Raw genomic sequence first — 25771 nt, 5'->3', positions numbered from 1 at the left:
CTAGTTGCGTGTGGTTCCACGTTTAATTAAACTATATGGTAACAGAATAGTTTTGTCTTGAATATTTTCATCGTTCATTAACTTAGTCAACATTCTCATAGATACTGCACCAATATCATACAAAGGCTGGGCAATAGAAGTCATTTTCGGACGAGTAACATCACATAAAATGGTATTGCTGCCGGTAATCAATTCAAAATCTTCCGGTATTCTGACACCGGCATCTAAAGCAGCATTCAAAACACCTGCAGCTAATAAATCGTTGGCAACATAAGCTGCGGTTGCACCACTATCTTGAATAGCATCCCAAGCAGCGGCTCCAGCGGTCAAATTATAAACTGTCTCAAAAACATTAGCAGATGAATATTTCAAACCTGCCTGTTCCAATGCTTGCTGGTAGCCTTTCAAACGAAACTTGCTATTAATCGGACTATCTAAATTACCAGTAACCATCGCAATCTTAGTATTACCGGAATCAATGAGTAACTTAATGACATCACGAACAGCTGTCACGTAATCAATATTCACACTGGCAAATTTATTCTCAGGATCAATTGCACTTGCAAAAACAATTGGTACGCGGGAATTAGACATTTCTTTATATAATGAAGCAGAAACATCTTCACCCATATAAATAATGCCATCAACTTGCTTAGCTAACAAATCATTGAAGAGTTGTTGTTCACTGCCAATACCATTTTTGAGACTGGTTAAAATAATATTATATTTATACATAGAAGCGACGTCATCAATCCCCTTAGCCAAATTAGCATAGAGTAAATCCGTCATACTTGGTAAAATAACACCAATAGTTGTACTTTTTTTACTTGCTAATCCCCGTGCTACAGCATTCGGGCGATAATGAAGCTTGTCAATAACTTCCATAACCTTTTTACGAGTTGTTTCCTTAACATTGTTGTTCCCATTAACAACTCGCGAAACCGTTGCCATAGACACACCTGCCTGCCGGGCAACGTCGGTAATCGTGATTTCCTTGTCGTTTTTATTCATAACTATTACCTCGATTTGTACTTTTCTGAAAACTATTCTTTTCATAGATTTTCATAATTAAATTTATCAAAAAATTCTCCCAATTGCAAGCGCTTCAGGCCAAGAATATGTTTTTTTCTTAAAAGTGCTATAATTTTATTAACAAATAATGGGAGGAATTATGTATGAATCATTTACAAAGTTTACAAAAATGGGTGGCTGATTCGGGCTATGATGTTGCTTACATCAGTAACCCAACCGATATTATGTATTTTACCGGTTTCAGTAGTGACCCTGAAGAGCGGGTATTAGCGCTTTTTGTGTTTCCGGAAGCTGAACCGTTCTTATTTACTCCGGAATTAGAGGTTGGGGCTGCCAAAAAAGCCGGCTGGAACCATGATGTTTATGGTTATTTAGATCATGAAAATCCCTTTGCAATAATTGCCGATCACATTAAAGAAAGAACTGCCAATACTACCAAGTGGGCTATTGAAAAAGCAGATTTACCTTATCACCGCTATGAAGCTGTTCAAGAACAATTCCCAGCAGCTGAATTCCCTGGTAATGCTTCCGAATTTTTGGATCAATTAAAACTTTTTAAAACTCCGGATGAGATCGAACTAATGAAAGAAGCAGGACGTCAAGCAGATTATGCTTTTAAGCTGGGTTTTGAAGCTTTATCAACTGCACGCAGTGAGCAACAGGTAGTTGCAGAAATTGAGTATGGTTTAATGAAAAAGGGTGTCATGCATACTAGTTTTGATACTATTGTTCAATCTGGTATCAATGCCGCCAATCCCCATGGTGGACCGGAAAAAAATAAAATTCAAGCCAATGCCCTGACCCTTTTTGATCTAGGAACAGTCAATCAAGGATATATGAGTGATGCTTCACGGACAGTTGCTTTTGGTACTCCCAATGATAAAGAAAAAGAAATTTATAACGTTTGTTTAGAAGCCCAACTTGCGGCTATGGATGCAGCCAAACCGGGAATTACCGCGGCGCAATTAGACGCTGTAGCCCGGAAGATTATTACCGATGCTGGCTATGGTGAATACTTTATTCATCGTTTAGGCCATGGTATTGGAACTTCTACGCATGAATTTCCATCGATTATGGAAGGTAATGACATGGTCTTAAAGCCCGGCATGTGTTTCTCTATTGAACCTGGTATTTATATTCAAGGTGTAGCAGGTGTCAGAATTGAAGACTGTGTCTATCTAACCGAAGATGGTAATGAACCTTTTACTCATACTACTAAGCAACTCCAAGTCTTACCAGTTAAATAAATTTTCTTCTCAAAAAGTGGTCGTTTTTTAACGATCACTTTTTTATCGTTTGCTGGATAAAAATGCATCCCCAAAAATTCCATATTTCACCTGTACATAGCAAGAGGACCACTTATCTTGGCAATGATTAGCTGCTGTTATCTGCATACAAAAAAAGAAGGCCATCTAATTACGGTCTTCATTTTATAGTAGGCTATTTATCCAAATTAATCTGGTCCGCATCTAATTTAATATCATCAAAATTAGTCTTTATATCGGCCGAATTTTTTGTATTCATCGTTTGTTGCAGCTTGCTCGTTTCCTCATTAAAAGCCTGCTTCATTTTTTGCTTATTAACTTTAGGAACTTGATCAAATTTATCCGTAACAAAACTAATGATCAGGTCTTTATGACTAACAACTTTCTTGGCTGCCCAATAGGATAGTCCGGCACCAATTGCAGCGCCGATGGCAAATTTGGCTTTTGACATATTATCACTTCTTTACTTAATTATTTTTTCTTCCGTAAAACTTTCCACGCACCCTTAGCTACTTTTTGAGCCATCCAAGGAGATAAAATTTTCCAACCTTTCTTGTACTGCGAATCATTTGACTTATTACTAAATCTTGTTAAACTATTACCAAAATTCTCTAGTGATTGAAAAAATGGGTTCAATTTGCCACTCTTTTGATTTACATCATCCATCAAATCGTTAATTTTACCAGTTAAATTATTACCTTGATTAGCGATTTTATCTAAATCAATGGTTAAAGTTTTAACAGCCTTTGTAGTTTCTAAAACTGTTGCTCGTAAATTCTTAAGTACCTTGGCCAATTGAAACAACATTATTACTAAGTAAATTACTAAAATTACAAATGCAATGGCTGCAATTAAAGCAGCTATTTGTCCTATTGTCATTATAACTTCCTCCTCACTATAATCAGTTAAATTTTATCATCATTTCATGACAACGGCAATTGGAGAGGTTATACTTTATGTATAACATAATTAGGGAGTGGTAGGTTGAACAACATCTTAAATAAGTATAATTCTTTAATTAATAATAACAAACAGCAACCCAATCAGAATCAGCAACCTATGTTTCTGCAACAAATTAATAATCCGCAATACTGGATTAACCTGTTTAATACTTTTTTAAGTAACCTTGTTAAAATTATTTTACTATCTATCTTTTTTTGGCTACTCTATAAATTTGGCAAAAAAATTGTCGGCAGAGTTACGTATAACCTGCGCACTAATGCTACCAGCTCGAATCGCTCGCGCACTATTGCTACTTTAACCCAAAATATTTATTTTTATTTTTTAGCTTTTATTTATATTTATATGGTCCTTTCAATTATGGGAGCGCCCGTCGGCACCTTAATTACTGGAGCCGGAATTTTCAGTTTGGCTTTAGGTCTAGGAGCTCAAGGTTTTGTTAGCGATGTTGTTACCGGATTTTTTATTCTGGTAGAACAGCAATTTGACGTCGGTGATTCAGTCAGTGTAGGTGATATTTCCGGAACTGTTGCTTACATTGGTTTACGGACAACGCAAATCCGCAGTGCTGATGGTACGTTAAATTATATTCCTAATCGAAACATTACTATTGTTAAAAATTTATCCCGTGGTAATATGACCACGGTCATTGATTTACAACTGTTTCCGCGGACCAATATTAAAAAAGTGACGCAGGTCTTAGAACAAGTCAATAATAATCTGACACCCCACGTTCCTGATCTAGTCCAAGCTCCTAAATTAATTGGACCAGTTGACGTGCAAGCAGGCTTATTGCATTATCAAATTAGTTTAAACACCAAAAACGGGGCCCAATTAGTTGTTAAAAGACAATTCTTAGAAGCCTATCTGGCAGCTTTACAACAAGCTAACATCAGTATGCCGGAAAATACTCTTGACTTAACTCAATAAGATATTAAGAATTAAAAAAACACTCCTAGGAGTGTTTTTTATATATTATAATTTTTGATAAGCTGCCACAAACTTTTTAATTGCCTGACCGCGATGACTAATCTGATTTTTTTGTTCTGTACTCAGTTGAGCTAAGGTTTGGTGCAAGCTGGGGACATAGAATAACGGATCATAGCCAAAGCCATTATTTCCCCGCGGCACGGTTAAAATCTGTCCTGAAAGTTTACCAACAACTTCAATTTCTTGTTTTGTTGCTGGATTTTGATAAACAATAGTCGTTAAAAATTGTGCTTGTCGCTGCGCTAGCGGCACCCCAGCTAATTCTGCCAATAACTTAGCATTATTAGCGGCATCATTATGATCCTCTGCATAACGCGCAGAACGTACTCCCGGCTGTCCGTGTAAATAATCAACCATTAGTCCTGAATCATCAGCTAAGGTAGCAACATGCAAGGCTTTGACTGCTGCAGCTACTTTTAAATGGGCATTCTCTGAAAAAGTCGTACCTGTTTCTTCCACATCCGGATAATCGGGATAATCTAATAAAGTCTTAATTTGCAAATTGTCATCATTTAAAGCCTGCGCAAATTCCCGGGCTTTGTTGCGGTTTTTAGTTGCAATTAATAATTCAGTCATTTGTTTGCTCCTCCAACTCACTGAGATCCAGATGCTGGGCCTGAATAACGAAAGGTGCTAACCAATCATTAGCAATCGCCATGAATTTTTGTGGATCACCGGTAGTATAAAATTGATGCTGAGCAAAGTGCCCAGCAGCCAGCAACTGATTTTGTTGCAGCTGGTCAATCACTGAATTAGCAGTTGCTAAGCCTGCATCAATGATTTGCACTTGCTGACCAACGGCTTGTTGGATTAAAGGCTGTAATAAGGGAAAATGCGTACAACCTAAGATCAAAGTATCCATTCCACAATTCAATAATGGCTGCAAAGTTTGTGTAACAATGGATTGGGTTTTAACTGAATGATATTGGCGGCTTTCCACTAGGCTAACAAATTCGGGAGTTGCCAAGCCATGCACCTGAATTTGAGGTTGTAATTGTTGCAGGGCTTTTTGATAGGCCTGAGACTCAATTGTGGCTGGTGTTGCAATGACTCCTATTTTTTGATTGTGAGTCGCTTTTACTGCTGCTTGACTGCCAGCAGCAATCACCCCAATGATGGGCACCGTAAATTCTTTTTGTAACCTGGGCAAAGCTACCGCAGTTACCGTATTACATGCAATAACAATCAATTTGACATTTTGATTTTGTAAAAATGTAACCAACTGCCGCCCAAATTGAAGTATAGTAGCTGCTGATTTGGTACCATAAGGTAAACGGGCCTGGTCACCGATAAAAATAGTATTCTCATTAGGTAAACGGCGCATAATTTGTCTTAAAACTGTTAGTCCCCCTACTCCTGAATCTAATAAACCAATAGGACGATTATCCATTATTTTCCTGCTTTCTATTCAAAAAGGCCGAAACATAAGTCGCCGGCCTCTTTGATTTTTGATAAAATTACTTTTGCATAACTATGGTAATTGCTTCAAAGTTCGTGGATTACGATCACGCCAATTTTGACTATAGAAATAATTATCCAGGTGATAATGTGGCGTTGTCAAGGGTTGCTGGACAAACTGATGCATTTTGTGATCAACCCGCAGCCAGCCGCGCCAACCCAGATGAATGGTATCTTGCATAAAAAATGGGATTCTGCCATCACGGTGCAAATCAACTATGTGATCAAATCCTTGTGACCGCAACTGATAATTAATCTTTTTGTCAAAACGATCCAACATTTGGGGCCGTAAACCAGTATAATCCATCCAGGCACCATTAACTGGGGTAATAATAAACAAAGGTGTTACTTGATGTCGTTTAAACTGATTTAATAATAACTGAAAATCAGAATATTCCGGACCATATTCATAAGTAAATTTGGTTTGGCTATTTTTCAAACCCTTCACATAAGGACGTAATTTTCGTTTATAAAATTTATTATCGACGCCAAATTCGTTATTGGTTGTATGTTCTTTACCCAGAATAAAAGCCAATTGATCTAGTCTCTGATAATTATAGTGCTCCGGCAACATTTTAGCACGATCGTTAATTATTTTTTCGTTGTTATCAATAAATAAGCGCGTAAATAACTGATCCTGGTGGCGTAAATTCACACTACTTAACTGACCAACCATAAATCGATTCCAACCACTAATATTTTTTCCAGCGGCAATCTTGTGCAACGCATTTTCAATATTATCGTCAGAATGCCCCGAAGGCATAGCCAATAAGCGCTTTGCCGCATAACGATCAGCACGCGTTTGCGGATTAGCATGCTTAATAAAATAAACTGCCTGCTGTTTGGAATAATAATGGCCAAACATTTGCGGATCAACGCCCGTTTTTACAAACCACTGCGGTGAAATAAAAACTACTACCCGTTTATGATTTAAATGCTTCCCCATGGCCTCAGTTGAGAAAAAGTGGGTTAAAGATTGCGTCCCCGCAGATCCTAATAAGAACGGGCGATAACCGCGGTGATATTTTTGTGTCAGGACCGCTGGATGTAAGGAATCAAATCGCGAAAGTTCAGACGAGCCAATCATCATTAAATAGCCGTCATCTAAAGCCCGATCTTTAATTTGATCTCCTCTTAAAACATTAGCCGTTAAAGAAGTCGAAGCTCTTTGCACGGTTTGGCTGGTAATTGGAAAATGCAAAGGACCATATAAGACCAAAACAGCCAAAGCAGCAGCCAAAATCATCGGTGCGATAACTCTGACCAGCTTTTTTAGATTACTCATTTTTCAAATTTTCAACCTTTGCAATAATTTTATTAGGTGTTTCCCATTCTTTTCGATCAAATTCTGAAACCGGCACATCAATACCTAATTGCTGCTGCAACTCTAATAATAATTGCACGGTCGCCATAGAATCCAACAAACCACTGTCAAATAACGAAGTATCCAAGTTATTTTTCACATCGTCATCACCAGTCAAATCTGCCAAAATATCTAAAACTGTTGTTTTTACATCCATTATAAAAACCTCCTAATTATTTAAACCACAGGGTATCTAAGAATCCGGAAAAAATTAAAAAACTGAGACAAACTGTATTGAAAGTCATAAAAATTGCAAAGTATTTCGTAAAACGATTGGATGGAATATGCTGGCGATGCCGTTTTTTAAAACGAAGCCAGGCATCTGTCATAATCAACACTACAGCATGAAATAATCCATAAATAATATAATACCAAGTTTCACCATGCCAAATACCCATCGTTAAAAATAACAATAAATAACCGACATTAGCCATAGCAATTCGGCTCTTGAGAACTTTATTTTTCATCGCCCAAAAAACAAACCGCATATAAATATAATCACGGAACCAGAAAGATAAAGTCATATGCCACCGATTCCAGAATTCCTTTAAATTATGGGCGGCAAAAGGCCGGTTAAAGTTGACAGGTGTTTCAATTCCCATCAAATAACTAACACCAGTCGCAAATAAACTATAACCAGCGAAGTCAAAGAATAAATACATACTATAACAATACATATAACCAAGCAAATAAATTGAAATTCCTAAAGGAGCAGTATGCCTTTGAGCCAGCGCTAATTGTTGAATCTGCGGCAGCCACATTTTACCAAATAAAAATCCTAGTAAAAATTTATATAAGAAACCTAGAAAAATATTATGCAATCCCTTACCAATTAAACCAATATATTTTTCTTGGCTAGGAACATTATCGTAATCTTTGATAAAACGCCGGTAACGATCAATGGGTCCAGAAGAAATGGTGGGGAAAAACAGTAAAAAATGGAGAAATTTGCCTAGATTAAACTCTTTAATAGCTCCATCACGGATTTCCATAATCATGCCGACCGTTTTAAAGGTTAAATAACTAATACCTAAAAAACCGATAATAGAATCATTCCCCGCTGCAAATAAAGGGGTTAGCTTGACAATAACCAGCTGCAGAATCGATAAAACAATCGCTAAAGCAAAAACCCAAAAATTATTCTGAAAACGTGGATTATTGCGATAACTACAATAACTTTTCACAATCAGTGTTTGAATAATCGTATAGGCAATTAAAGCCAGACCCTGAGACGTTTTTTCGGCATCAAAAATAAAAAATAAGAACAAAAGCGAAACCAGACTCTCATAAAAATGCCAGCGCTGCCCGCGATAAAGCCCAATCATTAATGGCAACAAAGCTATCAATAATAAAATAAAGTATTGCGGATTTTGATAAGGTTGCAAATTAATCATGTCCGTTTACCTCTGCCATCAATGTCTTGCGATCAATTTTACCATTAGCAGTTTTCGGCAATTGTGAACGAACTTCGATTCTTTGCGGAATCATATATTCCATTACGTTCTTGGCTAATTGCTGTTTTAAAACTGTTTGCGCATCTTCTAATTTTTGATTTAAAACCACGTAAGCAATAATTTGTTTAACCCGATGATTCTTATCATAACGAGGCACCGTAATTGCCTGATCAACGCTGGGCAAGGCTAAAAGATTTTGGTCAATATCTTCTAATTCAATCCGATAGCCATGCAGCTTGATTTGAAAATCCGTCCGACCATGATAATAAATTGAGCCGTCAGCTTTAATTGAGCCTAAGTCGCCTGAACGATAAGCAGGCTGTTCTGCTTTGGTAAAAAAAGCCTGCGCAGTTTTTTGAGGATTATTTAAGTAACCTTTAGATACACTGGGGCCACTAATAATTAATTCTCCCTCAAAACTTTCGTGTCCATTCTCATCAATAGCTGTAATCGTGGTATCCGGTTTAACAAAACCGATGGGCAAACGCTGATTTTGCTCAATAACTTGCGGGGTGACCTCTAAAGAAGTCACAGCCACACAAGCTTCTGTGGGTCCATAAGTATTAAAAACTTGGGCCTTAGGAAAACGTTGCAGTAAACTCTGAGCCGTGCTGCGGGTTAATTCTTCTCCACAAAATAAGAAATGCCGTAAATGCGGATAATTATTCTGATTAAAATTTTTATCTAACAGACATAATTCGATAAAAGAAGGTGTAGATACCCATTCCTCTAAGTTTAGAGTCGGCAGAACTTGAAACAGTTGCCCAAAATTTTCAGTAGTTTCATGTGATAAAGCTAATAAAGTTCCACCTAATACTAAAGTAGGATATAAATCCATTACAGAAAGATCAAAAGAATAGGGCGGTTGTGACAGGCAGCGAATTTTTTCATGCAAATTAAAATCATTAATAGTCCAGTTCACATAACTTAATAAGTTATTGTGGCTAATTTGGACTCCCTTAGGAACTCCTGTCGTCCCTGAAGTGAAAATAATATAAAAATTCTGATCTCCTTGGATACTTTGAGTACGATCACATGTCGTTTTGTGATAGTTAAGATTAGATTGTAACTGTTGCCAAGTCAAAGTTGGGACATTCAATTGAACCGGCAAATCCACCACGCCCAAAGCTGCTGCCGGCTGAGCAATCTCATTAATCTGTATTAAACGCTCTTTTGGTGAATGAGCATCCACAGGTATATAAGCATGCCCCGATTTCACTACTGCAATCATTACAACAATCATAAAGAAACTTTGATCACCATAAACAATTACCGGCGCCTGAGCGGGCCAGTTTAATGATTGAAAGTAAGCTGCCAAACAATTGGTTTGCTGATATAAATCTTGATAAGAGTGCAATCCCTGATCATCTTGATAACAAGCAGCGGGATTATTTTTTGCTTTTTGATCAATTGCGGTCAAAATATTAGTTAATTGATAACGCACGAGTTCATCTTCCTCCTAAAATTCATTATAGATGAAGCCACTATTATTGTTGCCAGCGTAACTATACAAATAAACCAAGGCCATGATAATCAAAAAATAAAAAAGTGTCTGCGCAATAAATTTCACAGCTGGGTGTTGTTGTAAAAACTTTTTCAATAGTTATTACTCCCTTTGTCAACATTTGTTTATTATAACGCTTTATTACGTTCTTAGCTTAAATCACAAATGACAATAATCAGGTACATTATAGTAAAAATCATACTTAGGAACAACTATTTCATTGGATAAAAAAAGCAGCTTTTCCCCTCTCAAAAAATACCTTTAAGTAGGCTGTGCCTCCCGGAAGATAAAATAAAAGGCCCAGGAAATATTTCCCAAACCTTTTTATAATTTTTATTTTATGAATGTTTTTCAATAGTTTGTTTCAATTGGGACTCACTTTGATAGCCCACCATAGTTTCGACTATTTGTCCATCTTTTTTTAAAATCAAAGTTGGAATGGCTTGGATTCCAAACTCATTTGGAGTTTTCGGATTAGCATCAACATCCATTTTTGTAAATTTGACATCGTCATACTGTTCAGCTAATTTTTCAATTACAGGAGCCTGCATCCGACAAGGACCACACCAAGTTGCCCAAAAATCAGTTAAAACCAACCCTTGACTAGTCTCATCTGCAAAGTTTTGATCAGTAATTTCTTCTACCATTATCTCATCTCCTCTTACTCATTATCATTGTAGCAAGTCCGATGTTAATCACAAAATTATCTGCTTTAATTATTAGCCTAAATCCACAATAGTTGCTCCTTGACCGCCAGCGTTGGCTGGGGCATAAGCAAATTTTTTAACGCGCGGATTACTCTGCAGATATTTTTGCACACCATTACGAATAGCTCCGGTGCCAAAGCCATGAATAATAGTTACCCGGCCGTAGTTAGCCAATAAGGCAGCATCAATATATTGATCCAAGTCAGCCATTGCTTCGGCATAGCGTTTGCCACGCAGATCTAATTGCAAAGGTAAAGAAGTTCGCGTCCGGTGGCGGGAAACTGTCTGTTTTTTATCTTGCTGAGCCCCAGCAATCTTTGTCAATTGTTCTTGGGGTAAACGCATTTTTAAAATTCCTAATTGAACTTCAAAATTGCCTTTTTTATCCTTACCAATCACAACCCCATCTTGATCATAATTATCCACATGAACGTCATCGCCCACTTTAATAGCCTTTTGTTTTTTGGCCCGTTGTAATACTTTATTCTTTTGAAGTTTTCGTTCCTGACGCAACTGTTTCAGTTGTGTTTGCGCACTAATTAACTGATCATCTTTAATAGTTGCCGCCGACCTGGCTTGCAGCTCTCGCAATTGTTTGATAATTTTGGCCGCCTGTTTTTCAGATTTATCAACTAATTGATTAGCTTTTACTTTAGCCTGATCAATAATTTGATCCTGCTGCTGCTGCAAGTGTCTAGTTTGAGCAGCTAAATTTTGCTGCTGTTGTTGAACTTCTTTTAATTGCTGCTGATATTTTTTAGTCGTCGTTTCATAATTATGGCGCTGCTTTTCTAAAGACTGAATCATCGCATTCAAATCTTGACTGGCACCACTTTGTAATTGACGCGCCCGCTCAACGACCTGTGCTGGCATTCCCAAACGACTCGCAATATCAAACGCATTACTACTACCAGGTATTCCCACCAGCAGCCGATAAGTGGGCTGTAAAGTCTGTTGATCAAATTCCATCGAGGCATTAATTGTTTGTGCATAATTATAAGCAAAAACTTTTAATTCCGGATAGTGAGTGGTAACCATTAAATCACAATGCTGTTGGGAAAAAGCTTCAATCAAAGCGATTGCTAAAGCAGCTCCTTCTTGCGGATCTGTGCCGGCTCCTAATTCATCTAGAAGTACTAAACTGGCAGTAGTTGTTTGGCGCAGAATATTAATGATATTATCCATATGGGAAGAGAAGGTACTTAAGTTTTGTTCAATTGATTGTTCATCACCAATATCAGCAAATATTTCTTGAAATACAGCTACTTGACTGCCTTCTGCTGCTGGAATGAACAATCCTGATTGCGCCATTAATTCTAAAAGCCCCACCGTTTTCAAAACGATGGTTTTTCCGCCAGTATTAGGGCCGGTAATAATCAAGTTATGATAATCCGTTCCTAAACTAATAGAATTAGGAACTACTTGTTGCGGATCAATTAAAGGATGGCGGGCCGATTTTAAATTAAAACGGTTATCTGCCGTTAGCAGCGGTTCCGTAGCATGTAATAACTTTGCATATTGGGCCTTGGCGTTAATCAGATCAAAGTGACCCACTAGCCAGGCATTTTGCCGTAATTCAGTTTGATATGGACGTATTAAATCACTAAGTTCCTGCAAAATTCTTTGAAGTTCTTGTTTTTCTGCCAGTTGCTGTTCTTGGACTGTATTATTTAATCCAATAACACTCTGCGGTTCAACATAAACGGTCTGACCACTGGCACTTTGATCATAAACAATCCCGCCAAAATGCCTTCGCGCTGCTTGTTTAACTGGCAACACCAGATGACCTTCACGAACCGTAATCAACGGTTCACTGAGATATTTACTACTAGAGCCGCGGACATATCCTTCTAAACGTTCGCGGATTCTTTGTTGGGTAACTTGTAAAGTATGGCGAATTTGTTGTAATTGTGGTGAAGCACTGTCTAAAATTTTGCCACTTGCATCGACTGATTGGACTAAGCGCTCTGTAATTTGTGGTAAAGCCACTAACTGGTCGGCTAACGTATATAAACAGCGAAAATCTACTCCAGCTTCTCTAAAATCCGCCATAAATTTTTTAATGTTTTGAGAAATTTGCAAAACTTGACTAATATGATAAATTTCGGTGGCATTCAAAGTAGCAAAAATTTTCAAGCGACGTAATTCCTGCTGAATATCTTGGGTGGCAGCCACCGGAATTTCCTGATCCAAACGTAAAACATCCATACCATCTTTAGTTTCATTTAACCAGTCTTGCACTTGCTGGCGTTGACTACTGGGTAATAATTTTTGCAATTGCTGCTGTCCTTGGTTCGTAATTAAAAATTGACTCAAGGCATTTTTAACTTTGTAGTACTCTAAAGTTTGTAAAATTCTTTTATTCATCTATTTTTCCTTACAAATATGAAAAAGGAGCCGAGATAAATTAATCTTCCCCACTCCTCTAGAAAACAGTAGATAAGTTAAGTTTCAAAAATTCCCATTATCGCCTGTATTTTCTAATTAAATCACTTTATTCAAATGTTTTTCTTTATTTTAAATCAAAAATAATTAATTTTCCATCTGGAACAACTCTGCCAAGGTTAAACTGCCACTAATAATAAATGCGTAAATGATCTAGTTAAAATTAAAGAATAGCGGATCATCGCTGAGGCTACCCAAGATTGGTCCAGTGCTTTTTGCAAACTATAAACAGGAACTAAGGCCAAAACGTATAAAACGGAGAAAATAGCAATATAATTGCAAATAAAGGCCAACAAGGCACTGCTTACATGACTTAAGTCCTCAGCCATTGGATAAAAAGTCAAATCATATAAATAATGACCGATAATTTGGGAAAACAGCCAACCAACTAACAGAACTAACAAAAAAGCAACTCCATAATAAAAAGAACGATCAAGACTCAAACTAACCTTGTTACTAAAAAAAGCAAAATAGCTGCGCGGAGAAGCAGACGGATAAGGAACAATCAGATCAAGTTTCGGGCCTAACCAACGACAAGATAAATAAGCTACTATAAAACTAATCCCAAAATTGAAAGTATAAATTGCTTGAAGTACTAATCCGCGTCTAACCCCCACATAAATCCCGTAAGCTAGAATTAGAATAATTATTCCACTTAACATTCTTACACCCTAATATAATTTTATTGTTCCTCTGATTGATCGTCAGCAGAAAAGGTATTTAATACTTCTTGAATCATATCCCATTCGTCATTAGTTTCAATTGGTTCTAAATCTCCTGAAGTGACATCACCGTTTTCATCCGGAGTGTAACTAAAGGCCTGCACCTCAACTTCAGCATTAATTTCATCAGCAGCACGATATAACAGAACATAAGATTTACCATATTCTTCTGCTTCAAAAGTAAATAATATCCGATAAACTTCTTCATTTCCCTGATCATCGCTTAAAATAATCTCACGATCATCATCAGTTTGTTTAGCCATATCTTATCCTTTCTTATCATGTGGCTGTGTCTTTTGATAGGATAAACGATCCAAATAGTTTTGCAAAATCATGACAGCAGCCAATTTATCAATTACTTGATGGCGCTTGTGGCGGGAAACATCGCCTTCTTCAATCAGCATTCTTGATGCTTGAACTGTTGTTAAGCGTTCATCAATATAATCTACAGGTAAATGAAACTTTTCTTCTAATAAGTGACCATAATGTTGGGATTTCAAAGCCCGATCCCCAATGGAATTATTCATATTTTTGGGAAAACCCACAACAAATTTTTCTACCTGATATTTTTCTACTAACTGAGCCAAACGCTGGAGACCATATTCTGATTTTTCTTCATCAATCGGAATAATTTCTAGTCCCTGAGCGGTCCAGCCCAATAAATCACTAACTGCCACACCAACGGTTTTAGAACCTACATCCAGACCCATAATCCTCAATTATCTGCCTCACGATGATCATGTTCTAAATAAAAGCGGACCAATTCTTCAATAATTTCATCACGCTCATGTTTTAAAATCAAATTTCGGGCGTCATTATACCGGGGAATATAAGCCGGATCTCCAGATAATAAGTAACCCACAATTTGATTAATCGGATTATACCCCTTATCTTCCAAAGCTTGATAAACTTTTTTTAGAGTATCTCGAACATCCTGTCTTCGACTTTCATTGAAATCAAAACTCATTGTATTGTCTAATGAACTCACAAGCTTCCACCTCTTTTATATGTTCTATCATACTCAAAAACTAAATCAACCACAAATATTATTTTATGAAAATCACTTAATTATTAACAGCTGCTGGAAAATAATCTTTGCTTACAATCAAGCTTCCTGCAATAATTTTTTAGCTAATTGTAAAGCCGCTTGCAAACCGGCAGGGTTTTTACCACCTGCTTGAGCCAGCTGGTCACGACCGCCGCCGCCACCATCAATTTCAGGGGCAATTTGTTTAATTAAAGTTCCGGCTGTTAACCCAGCTGCTATAGCTTTTTGATTAGCTGCTACTAATAAATTAGCTTTTGCTCCATTTTTAGCACCTAAAATCAGAATATCGGATTTACCCTGATTTTTCCAATCATCTGCAATTTGCCGTAATTCTTTCATATTTTTCACTGGGGTAATAGCAGCCGTTAGTTGCCAAGAACCAATTTGTTCTACTTGGTCGAGGATGCCAGAAGCCTGTTTTTGCACTAATTGCGTTTGTAAATTTTCTAATTGTTTTTGAGTTGCTTTGAGTTCGGCATTTAATTGCTCCACTTTGTTAGGAATATCTTTAACTTGTGCCACTTTCAATTGATTTTGAACAGAATTTAAAATTGCAACTTGCTGTTCATAATATTGCCAAGCTTCTTGACTAGTAACAGCTGTAATACGGCGCACACCTGCACCCGTAGAAGTTTCATTTGTAATTTTGAAAAGACCAATTTCTGCTGTATTGGCAACATGAGTTCCGCCACAAAGTTCCAGCGAAAAATCGCTAATTTTGACAACTCGCACTTGATCACCATATTTATTATCAAATAAGGCAATAGCACCCATTTTCTTAGCCGATTCCAAGTCAGTTTCAATAGTTTGTACAGGAATTTCTTTCCAAATTTGTTCATTAACAATTTGTTCAATCTGTGCTAATTGTTGATCAGTTACTTTTTCTAAACTAGTAAAGTCAAAACGTAAATAATCCGGTTCGACTAAAGATCCGGCTTGATGAGTATGAGGTCCTAATACATTACGTAAAGCCTGATCTAATAAATGCGTTGCTGTATGATTACGCCGGACTTTTTGCCGGAAGGTTACATCAATTTCCAAACAATAACGTTCATTGAGTTTAATCGGAGCTTTTACATTAACAAAATGTAAATTTTGACCGTTAGGTGCATGTTGAACATCTTCTACTTCGGCTACAACATTGCCATTTGTGTCCTTTATGATACCGACATCGGCTACTTGTCCACCCATTTCTGCATAAAATGGTGTCTGATCAAAAATCAATTGTGCCGCACCACTATCTAACTGGTCCACTGCTTGATTATCACTAATAATATTTTTCAAAATACACTGATCACTGCTGTAGCAATCATAACCAATAAATTGACTGGCAGTTTTAATAGACATTAATAGTTGATTTTGCATGCTCATTGACTGCTGGTGTCCCTGAGCTTGACGAGCACGCTCTTTTTGTTTTTCCATTTCCGTTGCAAAACCGGCCTTATCGACACTGAGACCATGTTCTTGGGCGGATTCTACGGTTAACTCATAAGGAAAACCGTAAGTATCAAACAAACGAAATGCGGCTTGACCACTCAAAACAGAACTGCCAGATTTTTTGACTTGAGCTATTTCCTGGTTTAAAAGCTCTAAACCATCGCTCAAAGTATCAGCAAAGCGTTCTTCTTCTGTGCGAATAACTTTTTGAATAAAGTCCTGCTGCTCTAAAATTTCCGGATAATAACTTTGCATAATTTTACCAACTACGGGTACTAATTTATACAAAAATGCTTGCCTAATACCTAATTTCCCTCCATTAAGCACTGCCCGCCGAATTAAGCGGCGTAAGACATAACCCCGGCCTTCATTAGAAGGAATAGCGCCATCTCCGATAGCAAAAGTTACTGCCCGCGCATGATCAGCAATAATTTTAAAAGCCACATCATCTGCTTGGTTATCATTGTAGTTCTTTTGCTGACTAATTTTTTCGGTTGCTCTGATGATCGGCAAAAATAAATCCGTCTCAAAATTAGTCGGTGCATCCTGAATAATAGATACAATCCGTTCTAATCCCATTCCCGTATCAATATTCTTATGGGGTTGATCAACAAAACGTCCATCCGGCAAATGATTAAACTGGGAGAACACAATATTCCAGATTTCCAAATAGCGGGCATTTTCACCACCGGGATAATTTTCCGGATCATTTTCGGCTACATCATTATTTTCTTGACCCCGATCGTAAAAAATTTCTGAGTCAGGACCACTTGGTCCCACACCAATATCCCAAAAGTTATCCTCATTTTTAAAAATATGATCTGCCTTTATCCCTTGTTGACGCCATATTTCGTAAGCATCATCATCTTTAGGGTAAACAGTAATAAATAATTTTTCAGGATCAAAACCAAACCAATCAGGACTAGTTAATAATTCCCAAGCCCAGGCAATGGCTTCTTTTTTAAAATAATCCCCTACTGAAAAATTACCTAACATTTCAAAGAAAGTTTGATGACGAGCAGTTCTGCCCACATTTTCAATATCATTGGTCCGAATACTCTTTTGCGCAGAAACTAAGCGCGGATTTTTGGGAATAACTTCGCCGTCAAAGTATTTTTTCAAAGTGGCAACACCCGAATTAATCCATAATAAAGTTGGATCATTTTTAGGAATGAGCGATGCACTTGGTTCTATCGTATGTCCCTTGGATTTAAAAAAGTCCAGAAACATTTGCCTTACTTCAGCACTCGACATTTTTTTCATATAGTAATATCCTCCAGATAAAAAATAAAATCGCTGCTATTCAAGGACGCTTAAGCGCGGTACCACCCTGATTGCAACGATCATCGTTTGCCTCTTTAAATTTTTATTTTAATAAAGTCTGGTAGCAATATTAGTTAATTTTTAGGTAATTACACCTGCCTTACCCTCTCTAAAAAAAATCCAACTAATACTATACCCAAACAAATGATAAGCACAAATTCGTCAAAAGTCAACTTCTTATCTTAACCCTGCTGCTTTTTTAACGCACGTAAATGCCGGCGTTGAGAGCGTTGTTGTATCTTTTGCTTGCGCTTGCGATCAGAAATAATCGCTTGTTTTATTTTTTTCCGATATCCAGGTTTTCGCCGTTGTTTTTGTTTTTTCACAAAGCCTCTTAAAGTCGGATCTAAAGCCTGCTGGTGAGCAGAGCGTTGTTGCCGCGCATCATGAGCCTTAGCTGCTAGTAGTCGGCCATTTCTAATTTCTTTAAATTCAAACTTAATGCCTAATTGTTCTAAATGCTGGATTTTGGCTTCTTCATCAGGGCCATACAAAGTAATAGCAATTCCCTTCATCTTATTACGTCCTGTACGTCCCACCCGATGAATAAAAAATTCATCTTCTACTGGAATCTCGGCATTAATAACATGTGAAACCCCTGGAATATCAATTCCACGAGCTGCTAAGTCAGAAGCTACCACAAACTGATATTCCATTTGGGCAATAGCCTTCATTGTTCGTTTTCGTTCCCGCGGCGGTAAGTCACCATGAATACGAGCCACTTTCAGTCCTTGAGCACTTAAATAATCATAAATTTGATTCACATTCTTTTTGGTGTTGGCAAAAATCAGGGCCAAATAAGGTTGCCCTAAAGTTAGCAGTTGATATATTATTTTTTGACGATCTCGCCCATGTGTAAAAAGTGCCCAATTACTAATGTTAGGTGCAATCACAGTCGCAGCTTCTAAGTTAACCACTTGAGGCTGTCGCAAATATTTTTTTAAGAATGGTTGTAATTTCTGCGGAATAGTCGCAGAAAAGACCATTGTTTGTAATTCTGCAGGCAGACTACTGGCTATTTGATCAATTACCGGCAAAAAACCGAAATCCAGACTCATATCTGCCTCATCAATCACCAAAAATTGTGTCTTTTGTACTTGCAGCGCCTGAATTTGGATCAGATCCCAAATTCTGCCGGGGGTACCAATAACAATTTGCGGCTGCCAGTTGTTTAAATGTTGAATTTGCTTTTGTTTATCCGTTCCTCCTACATAAAAACCAATATGCAGTTTTTCTGGAGCCAAAGCAATTATTTTTTCAGCGGCGGCTCGAATTTGACCTGCTAATTCCCGACTGGGGACAGCAATAATTAATTGTACCTGCAGCTGAGGAGTAATCTGGTTTAACAGCGGCAATAAATAAGCATGTGTTTTGCCGCTGCCTGTTTGTGCTTGCACAATTACATCATGACCTGCAGTTATCAAAGGTATAACTTTATCTTGGACTGGTGTTGGTTGTTGAAAGTTAATCTGTTGCAATGCCGTATTAATAAAATCAGACCAATGATATTCAGCAAATGTTGTCATACTAATAACCTCGTTAATTAAATTGTTTTTGCAAAGTAATTAATTCTGTATAAATTTTCTGAATCTCAGCCAAATCAGCAGCTTTGGCTCCGCTGGCTAGTGGATGTCCTCCACCGCGATGTTTGGCAGCCAAATCATTAATTGTCGGTCCTTGAGAACGTAAATGAATGCGGTAATCACCAGCTGGTTGTTCAACAGCAACGAACCAGCTTTGCACACCCTTTAAACGTCCCGGAGTCGAAACCGCTACATGAGCATCTTCAGCTGTCAAACCTAAAGCGTGCAGTTGAGATTGTGTAATTACTACTTGGGCTGCTCCACTCGGATCTACTTGTAATTTTTCATAAACGTATCCTTGCAGCTGAGCCTGACTTAATGTTAGTTCACCCATTTTTAAATTAATGGCGTTAGGATTAAAATTATAGCTTATTAATTGGGCTGCAATATTCAAAGTATGGACGGTAGTACTTGGATGCAAAAAACGCCCCGTATCTCCGACAATTCCAGTATATAAATTTTGCGCCACTGTAGTTGTCATTTGTAATTTAGTACCGGCCGCATTAATTAAATCAGCAATAATTTCTGAACAGCTGGAAGCACTGGTATCCACATAGGTATAATCTCCATAAGGATCGACATTCGGATGATGATCAATTTTAATTAAAGTTTTCCCTTTAGTAAAACGCTGATCACTAATCCGAGGGCGATTGGCCGTATCAACTACAATGACAAGCGCATTTTGATAGTCCTGATCCGCGACTTGATCCATAGTACCGATCCAATCTAAGTCACCGACACCTTCGCCAGCCACGAAAACTTTTTTATCAGGATAGGTACTGCGGATACTACTGGCTAATCCTAATTGGGATCCTAAAGCGTCCGGATCAGGATTGACATGCCGATGAATAATAATACTAGATGCTGCCGTAATTTGTCCAATAATTTCTCCAAAAGTATTCATATTTTTCCTCTCTAAAATAACTCAATTTCTACAAAATTCTGTTCCCGTAAATTAGTCATTGTAATACCTAATAAACGTAAAGGTTGTGTCTGTAAATTTAAAGCCTGCAATAAATCCCAACTAGTTTTAAAAATTAATTCCGCATCATTAGTAGCCTTTCTTAAAGTCTGTCGGCGGGTATAGGTCACAAATTCGACAGTTCGAACCTTAATAACCACAGTATACCCTACCAATCGCTTTTGCTCTAACGTATGTGCTACTTGCCGTGCCATTGTTTGAAAAATTTGACGGCTTTCTTGATCATTAAAAATAGGCCGATTAAAAGTTTGTTCGCGGCCAATTGACTTACTTTGCCGATGCGCCTTTACCGGCTGATTATCAATTCCACGTGCCCGTTGATAAAGCAGAAAACCGATTTTTCCTAATTTTTTAGTTAAGAAATCAAAGGGCGTTTGTTGGATATCTCGACCAAATTGTAACCCTAACTGTTGCATTTTAACCTGGGTTGCTTTGCCGATACCATGAAATTTACTAATAGGTAAAGGTGCTAAAAAATTACGGGCCTGCGCACTAGTAACAACGGTTCGACCGAAGGGCTTGGCGTAATCAGAAGCCATCTTAGCTAAAAACTTATTGTAGGAGATTCCTACCGAACAAGTCAAATCTAATTGTCGGCGAATAGTTCGTTGGATAATCAGTGCCACTTGAATGACATCAACCAGTTGGAGTTTGTTACTGGTAACATCCAAATAGGCTTCATCTAAAGCAACAGGTTCCCAAACATCGGTTACTTGAGTAAAAATTTGATGAATTTGAGCAGAAACTTGACGGTATAATGGAAAGTTTGGCGGCGTAAAAACTAATTCCGACTGAGGAATTTTTTCCACGGCCTTAATAGCCGGCATAGCTGAACCTACGCCATATTTGCGTGCTTGATAATTAGCAGTTGTAATGACTCCGTGCCCATTATGTTCTCTGGGATCGGCTGCAATAACCAAAGCTTTCTGCCGATATTCTGGATGTTCTCTTTGTTCGACAGAAGCGTAAAAAGCATCCATATCTACATGAATAATTTTTCGTTCATCATGAATAATATCAGGCAATTCCAAGAAACTCATAGTTAATCCTCAGATCCCCAGACCCATTTATGATGGTCTTGGGCTAATAATGCCGCGCTTTGTTGTGGACCAAAAGTACTACTTAAATAATTAGGAAATTGTGGACGGGTATGATCCCAATACTCCCGAATCCGGTCAATAAAGCCCCAAGTTAACTTTTGCTCATTCCACGTTGTAAAGTTAGTTTGGTCTCCTTGAATAATATCAATTAACAGCTTTTCATAAGCTTCTTGTGAATTATTCATTTCTTCTAATGATTGCTGAAATTTTAATGTATGCGCAAAAGGTTTCAATCCCCGGCCGGGATTAGTACCATTAAGAGTTAGACTAAGCCCCTGCACCGGCTCTACGCAAATACTTAAAATTACCGGTTGCACTGTACTTGTTTGCAGTTGTGACGGAGTAAAAATTTTACTGTTATTATTTTTAAAAACTATATCAATCCGGGTAGATTTTTGCCGCAGCCGTTTACCACTCCGTACATAAAAAGGAACCCCTTGCCAGCGGGAATTATTAATAAGAATTTTTCCGGCCACAAAAGTTTCGATAGATGAATCATTGGCTACATTATCTGCTTGGCGATAAGCCAATTGGTTGCCCTTTTTATCAGTATCATATTGACCCCGGACAAAATTCTGTTCAATTTGACTAGGAGAATACTGCGGCAATTGAGCAAATAACTGCTCTTTTTGTTGGTGAATAGCCTGTGAAGAGAATTCGGCAGGTTTTTCCATTGCTAGAAGTCCTAAAATTTGTAAAGCATGATTTTGAATCATATCCCGTAAGGCGCCGGCCGTTTCATAATACCCCGCCCGTTCGCCAACACCTAAAGTTTCGGCCAAAGTAATTTGAATATTACTAATATAATGATGATTCCAAACTGCTTCTAAAAGCGGATTGGCAAAACGCAATAAAGGTAAAGATTGAACAACTTCTTTACCTAAATAATGATCCACCCGATAAATTTGCTTCTCGCTAAAAGCTGCAGCAATGCCCGCATTCAAAGTAGTTGCACTTTGTACATCTCGTCCAAAAGGTTTTTCAATAATTATGCGATTATAACCAGTTGTTGTTAATAAATTTTCTGAATGTAAATGTTTAGCAACCACACCAAAAAACCTAGGTGCAATCGCCATGTAAAAAATTTGATTGCCGTGACTTTGATATTGCTGACTTAACTTAGCGGCCAATTTTTTTAAGGCCAAATAGTGGGCAGCATCATTAACATCGTGTGACTGATAGTAAAAGTGCTGCGCAAAACTTGAAATTTTTTCTTGATCACCAATATCTTCTCCAATTGATTCCATTACAGTTTGGCGAAAATATTCATGACTCCAAGGCCGTCTTGCGGTACCAATGACAGCAAAATGATGATGTAAATACCCTTTGAGATAAAGTTTAAATAAAGCAGGATATAATTTACGATGGGCCAAATCTCCTGAACCCCCAAAAATTATAAAAACTACCCGTTGCTCTTTTGCCATAGTTCCTCCACCATATAATTTTTTGAAAAACCTTAATTAAAGCTCTTCATTCGCCTTTAATTTTGCTATGTTCACTTCAAAAAACAGCTTATCATAATAATATTTTATACCTAGCGTCAATTGACCAGCCAGTTATTCGCAAAAAAGGAGATGAGCGCTACTACTCAATCTCCTTTTTGTTTTCATTGCTACTGGTACAATACCGGTAGTCTGAATAAAATTCATTAGATTATTCTTTTTCAGCTTGTGTTTCATTATCAGTTTTGTCTGAAGCTTCTGAAGCAGCGGCTGCAGTTGTTTTTTCTTCTGAAGCAGCTGCTTGGCTCTCGGATGTTGTAGTGGTTTTATTATCATCTGAAGCAGCGGCTTTTGATGCTGTTGACGAAGATTTAGGTGCCTCCGCACTTGCATCGGCTGCTTTATTTACTCCACGAATTGCTGAACGACTAAAGGTTAAATAAATACCGTCGCAGTCTAAAACGACCGTTTTATCAGCATCATTCATGGAATCAATGACACCATGTAAACCACCAATAGTTATTACGGGATCTCCCACTTTAATTTGATTCAGCATTTTTTGACGTTCCTGCTGTTGCTTTTTCTGTGGCCGATACATCATAAAATACATCAGAACAAACATCAAAACAATAATAATAATCATCGAATAGCTTCCACTATTATTTGCTGCTGCTGCTAATAATTTCACTCTCTTCACCTCATAAAAATTTACTTATTATATCTATTCTAACAAACAATTAACCAGCAAACACCCTTACACTAAAAATTCTTGGCATTTTTTTGGTTAAAACCATACTGTTCAAAAACCTGCGCTCGTAAATCTAACAAATTATCATCTTGAATAGCTTGACGAATTTGACTCATTAAATGTATTAAATAATATAAATTATGATAACTGGTTAAATGAATTCCAAAAGTTTCATTAACCTGAAGTAAATGACGAATGTAGGCCCGAGAATAATTTCGACAAGCGTAACAATTACAGTTAGGGTCCAAGGGCGTAAAATCATGGGCATACTGCGCATTTTTAACAACTAACCGTCCTTGGGAAGTCATACAAGTACCATTACGGGCAATTCGTGTCGGCAAAACACAATCAAACATATCAATTCCACGAATTACACCATCAATTAAAGAATCCGCCGTACCTACACCCATTAGATAGCGCGGTTTATTCTCTGGCAATAGTGGTGTTGTAAATTCTAAAACATGATTCATTTCCGCTTTAGATTCCCCTACTGATAAGCCACCAATTGAATAGCCGGCAAAATCCAGACTAGTTAAATCCTGGGCACTTTGACGCCGTAAATCTTCATAACCACCACCTTGGACAATACCAAAGATTCCTTGACTATTAGGATTACGATGTGCTTGCAATCCCCGTTGGGCCCAGCGCGAAGTTCTAGCAACTGAAGCTTTCAAATAATCATAAGATTCAAAAAAAGGCGGACATTCATCTAAACTCATCATAATATCAGGGCCCAGATCATTTTCAATGTGAATCGCTTTTTCAGGAGATAAAAACATGAGCCGACCATCTAAATGACTCTTAAAAGTTACTCCTTCTTCAGTAATTCCCCGGCGTTTGGCTAATGAGAAAACTTGAAAGCCGCCTGAATCAGTTAAAATCCCCTGCTTCCAATTCATAAATTGATGCAGTCCCCCAGCCTCTTTAACCAACGGTGATCCGGGGCGCAACCATAAATGGTAGGTATTAGCCAAAATAACTGTGGCTCCCATTTCCTGAAGTTCTTCCGGTGCCATAGTCTTGACACTGGCCTGTGTTCCTACCGGCATAAAAATCGGCGTGGGAAAAGTCCCGTGCGGAGTAATTAATTCTCCCAGACGAGCTCCTGTATGTTTTTCTTTTTTAATTAAGTGATATCTAATTGGTTGTTCCATAACGACCTCATTGCTGCAATTTTTATTTAATAAACATGGCATCGCCAAAACTAAAGAAACGATATTTCTCATCGACAGCATGTTGATAAGCTCGCAAAATATTTTCCCGTCCCGTAAACGATGCAACTAACATAACTAAAGTTGACTTAGGCAAATGAAAATTAGTAATAAATTCATCCACTATCTTCCATTGATATCCCGGTTTAATAAAAATATCTGTCCAACCGCTATCCGGTCGAATCTCCCCCTGAAATTTGGTACCAATCGTTTCCAAGGTTCGAATTGAAGTGGTTCCTGTAGCCACGATTTTGCCGCCTTTTTGCCGAACCTCATTTAAAACTTGGGCCGCCTCGGGAGTCAAACGATAAAACTCACTGTGCATTTTATGTTCATCAATATTCTGTTCTGATACGGGGCGAAAAGTACCCAAACCCACATGTAAAGTCAAATATACCAGTTGCACTCCTTGATTCTGAACTTTTTGCAATAATTCTTTAGTCCAGTGGAGTCCGGCTGTTGGAGCAGCTGCCGATCCTTCCTCACGGGCATAAACCGTTTGATAACGATTGGGATCATCTAATTTTTGCTTGATATAAGGTGGTAGTGGTGTTTCGCCCAATTCTTCCAAAATTTCCATAAAAATACCATCGTAATCAAAATGGATCATTCGACCACCATGATCCAGTTCTTTGGTTACCGTTGCTTGCAGCTTACCGTCACCAAAGCTGACCTTAGTTCCGACAGGTGCACGCCGGGCCGGCTTCATCAAAACTTCCCAATCATCACCGGCAGTATTATTTAATAACAAAACTTCCAGATGTGCTTTGGTTGGAATTTTAATCCCATATAAACGCGCCGGCATAACTTTCGTATCGTTCATTACTAAGGCATCTCCGGGATGCAAATAGTCTACAATATCGAAAAAGTGCCGATCTTGATACTCACCACTTTGATGATCTAAAACCATCAAACGTGATTGATCACGTTTTTTTAGGGGAGTTTGTGCTATTAATTCTTGCGGTAAATCATAATCAAAATCATCTAAAGTAAGCAT

At 37.8% G+C, this 25771-nt stretch carries 26 protein-coding genes; 2 read left to right on the top strand and 24 right to left on the bottom strand.

What is annotated here, in order from left to right; genetic code table 11:
- Nucleotides 1-1011, bottom strand: a complete 1011-nt coding sequence (gene ccpA, locus JG29_RS02435) for a catabolite control protein A (protein WP_045922359.1) — start codon at nucleotides 1009-1011, stop codon at nucleotides 1-3.
- Between the two features lie 164 nt (nucleotides 1012-1175).
- Here ccpA and JG29_RS02430 point away from each other — a divergent pair, with 164 nt between their 5' ends.
- The gene (locus JG29_RS02430) at nucleotides 1176-2279 is read left to right on the top strand and encodes a M24 family metallopeptidase (protein WP_045922358.1); all 1104 of its coding nucleotides are present in this window, start codon (nucleotides 1176-1178) and stop codon (nucleotides 2277-2279) included.
- A 193-nt stretch (nucleotides 2280-2472) separates the two neighbouring features.
- Here the strand turns inward: JG29_RS02430 and JG29_RS02425 are convergent, their stop codons facing one another.
- Together JG29_RS02425 and JG29_RS02420 are read right to left on the bottom strand one after the other, a co-directional pair.
- A complete protein-coding gene (locus tag JG29_RS02425; RefSeq protein WP_045922357.1) occupies nucleotides 2473-2748 on the bottom strand; it encodes a hypothetical protein in 276 nt (91 codons plus the stop codon).
- Nucleotides 2749-2768: 20 nt separating this feature from the next.
- Entirely contained in the window at nucleotides 2769-3176 is a 408-nt protein-coding gene (locus JG29_RS02420) for a DUF948 domain-containing protein (RefSeq protein ID WP_045922356.1), read from the bottom strand.
- A gap of 105 nt (nucleotides 3177-3281) precedes the next feature.
- Between JG29_RS02420 and JG29_RS02415 the strand changes: the two genes are divergently transcribed.
- Nucleotides 3282-4187 (top strand): mechanosensitive ion channel family protein, encoded by a 906-nt coding sequence (locus JG29_RS02415; protein WP_045922355.1) that lies wholly within the window; start codon nucleotides 3282-3284, stop codon nucleotides 4185-4187.
- Nucleotides 4188-4232: 45 nt separating this feature from the next.
- On the opposite strand, the gene JG29_RS02410 is transcribed toward JG29_RS02415, so the two are convergent.
- From JG29_RS02410 to queA, 21 genes are all read right to left on the bottom strand, one after another.
- A complete protein-coding gene (locus JG29_RS02410; RefSeq protein WP_045922354.1) occupies nucleotides 4233-4823 on the bottom strand; it encodes an XTP/dITP diphosphatase in 591 nt (196 codons plus the stop codon).
- A complete protein-coding gene (gene racE, locus JG29_RS02405) occupies nucleotides 4816-5637 on the bottom strand; it encodes a glutamate racemase (protein ID WP_045922353.1) in 822 nt (273 codons plus the stop codon). Before racE ends, JG29_RS02410 begins: the two co-directional genes overlap by 8 nt.
- An 81-nt stretch (nucleotides 5638-5718) precedes the next feature.
- Complete coding sequence (gene dltD, locus JG29_RS02400; RefSeq protein ID WP_045922352.1) at nucleotides 5719-6990, bottom strand: D-alanyl-lipoteichoic acid biosynthesis protein DltD; 1272 nt, start codon at nucleotides 6988-6990, stop codon at nucleotides 5719-5721.
- The gene (gene dltC, locus JG29_RS02395; protein WP_045922351.1) at nucleotides 6983-7225 is read right to left on the bottom strand and encodes a D-alanine--poly(phosphoribitol) ligase subunit DltC; all 243 of its coding nucleotides are present in this window, start codon (nucleotides 7223-7225) and stop codon (nucleotides 6983-6985) included. Before dltC ends, dltD begins: the two co-directional genes overlap by 8 nt.
- 16 nt (nucleotides 7226-7241) lie before the next feature.
- Entirely contained in the window at nucleotides 7242-8462 is a 1221-nt protein-coding gene (gene dltB, locus JG29_RS02390; RefSeq protein WP_045922350.1) for a D-alanyl-lipoteichoic acid biosynthesis protein DltB, read from the bottom strand.
- Entirely contained in the window at nucleotides 8455-9966 is a 1512-nt protein-coding gene (gene dltA, locus JG29_RS02385; RefSeq protein WP_045922349.1) for a D-alanine--poly(phosphoribitol) ligase subunit DltA, read from the bottom strand. Before dltA ends, dltB begins: the two co-directional genes overlap by 8 nt.
- Nucleotides 9967-9981: 15 nt before the next feature.
- Nucleotides 9982-10122: a teichoic acid D-Ala incorporation-associated protein DltX gene (locus JG29_RS08650; protein ID WP_084232501.1), complete on the bottom strand. Its 141-nt coding sequence runs from the start codon at nucleotides 10120-10122 to the stop codon at nucleotides 9982-9984.
- A gap of 242 nt (nucleotides 10123-10364) precedes the next feature.
- Nucleotides 10365-10673 carry a thioredoxin gene (gene trxA / locus JG29_RS02380; protein WP_045922348.1) on the bottom strand — a complete coding sequence of 103 codons (309 nt, stop codon included), beginning with the start codon at nucleotides 10671-10673 and terminating at the stop codon, nucleotides 10365-10367.
- Nucleotides 10674-10745: 72 nt separating this feature from the next.
- On the bottom strand, nucleotides 10746-13100 hold the full coding sequence (locus tag JG29_RS02375; RefSeq protein ID WP_045922347.1) for an endonuclease MutS2: 2355 nt from the start codon (nucleotides 13098-13100) through the stop codon (nucleotides 10746-10748).
- A gap of 197 nt (nucleotides 13101-13297) precedes the next feature.
- The gene (locus JG29_RS02370; protein WP_045922346.1) at nucleotides 13298-13840 is read right to left on the bottom strand and encodes a CvpA family protein; all 543 of its coding nucleotides are present in this window, start codon (nucleotides 13838-13840) and stop codon (nucleotides 13298-13300) included.
- A gap of 20 nt (nucleotides 13841-13860) precedes the next feature.
- The gene (locus JG29_RS02365; protein WP_045922345.1) at nucleotides 13861-14163 is read right to left on the bottom strand and encodes a DUF1292 domain-containing protein; all 303 of its coding nucleotides are present in this window, start codon (nucleotides 14161-14163) and stop codon (nucleotides 13861-13863) included.
- A gap of 3 nt (nucleotides 14164-14166) precedes the next feature.
- A complete protein-coding gene (gene ruvX / locus JG29_RS02360) occupies nucleotides 14167-14619 on the bottom strand; it encodes a Holliday junction resolvase RuvX (protein ID WP_045922344.1) in 453 nt (150 codons plus the stop codon).
- Nucleotides 14616-14888, bottom strand: coding sequence for an IreB family regulatory phosphoprotein (locus tag JG29_RS02355; protein WP_045922343.1), 273 nt, complete (start codon nucleotides 14886-14888; stop codon nucleotides 14616-14618). The genes ruvX and JG29_RS02355 overlap by 4 nt, the downstream gene beginning before the upstream one ends.
- Nucleotides 14889-15005: 117 nt before the next feature.
- Nucleotides 15006-17648: an alanine--tRNA ligase gene (gene alaS, locus JG29_RS02350; RefSeq protein WP_045922342.1), complete on the bottom strand. Its 2643-nt coding sequence runs from the start codon at nucleotides 17646-17648 to the stop codon at nucleotides 15006-15008.
- 242 nt (nucleotides 17649-17890) lie between these two features.
- On the bottom strand, nucleotides 17891-19234 hold the full coding sequence (locus JG29_RS02345; protein ID WP_045922341.1) for a DEAD/DEAH box helicase: 1344 nt from the start codon (nucleotides 19232-19234) through the stop codon (nucleotides 17891-17893).
- Between the two features lie 13 nt (nucleotides 19235-19247).
- Nucleotides 19248-20195 (bottom strand): DHH family phosphoesterase, encoded by a 948-nt coding sequence (locus JG29_RS02340; RefSeq protein WP_045922340.1) that lies wholly within the window; start codon nucleotides 20193-20195, stop codon nucleotides 19248-19250.
- Nucleotides 20196-20206: 11 nt separating this feature from the next.
- A complete protein-coding gene (gene dinB, locus JG29_RS02335; protein ID WP_045922339.1) occupies nucleotides 20207-21313 on the bottom strand; it encodes a DNA polymerase IV in 1107 nt (368 codons plus the stop codon).
- Between the two features lie 2 nt (nucleotides 21314-21315).
- The gene (zwf, locus tag JG29_RS02330; RefSeq protein WP_045922338.1) at nucleotides 21316-22797 is read right to left on the bottom strand and encodes a glucose-6-phosphate dehydrogenase; all 1482 of its coding nucleotides are present in this window, start codon (nucleotides 22795-22797) and stop codon (nucleotides 21316-21318) included.
- A 229-nt stretch (nucleotides 22798-23026) separates the two neighbouring features.
- The gene (gene yajC, locus JG29_RS02325) at nucleotides 23027-23503 is read right to left on the bottom strand and encodes a preprotein translocase subunit YajC (protein WP_345787360.1); all 477 of its coding nucleotides are present in this window, start codon (nucleotides 23501-23503) and stop codon (nucleotides 23027-23029) included.
- 71 nt (nucleotides 23504-23574) lie between these two features.
- Nucleotides 23575-24717 (bottom strand): tRNA guanosine(34) transglycosylase Tgt, encoded by a 1143-nt coding sequence (gene tgt / locus JG29_RS02320; protein WP_045922337.1) that lies wholly within the window; start codon nucleotides 24715-24717, stop codon nucleotides 23575-23577.
- A gap of 22 nt (nucleotides 24718-24739) precedes the next feature.
- Nucleotides 24740-25771, bottom strand: coding sequence for a tRNA preQ1(34) S-adenosylmethionine ribosyltransferase-isomerase QueA (queA, locus tag JG29_RS02315; RefSeq protein ID WP_045922336.1), 1032 nt, complete (start codon nucleotides 25769-25771; stop codon nucleotides 24740-24742).

The organism is Bombilactobacillus mellis, assembly GCF_000967245.1.
GTDB classification, from domain to species: domain Bacteria; phylum Bacillota; class Bacilli; order Lactobacillales; family Lactobacillaceae; genus Bombilactobacillus; species Bombilactobacillus mellis.
This window is presented reverse-complemented; position numbering and strand designations above follow the sequence as displayed.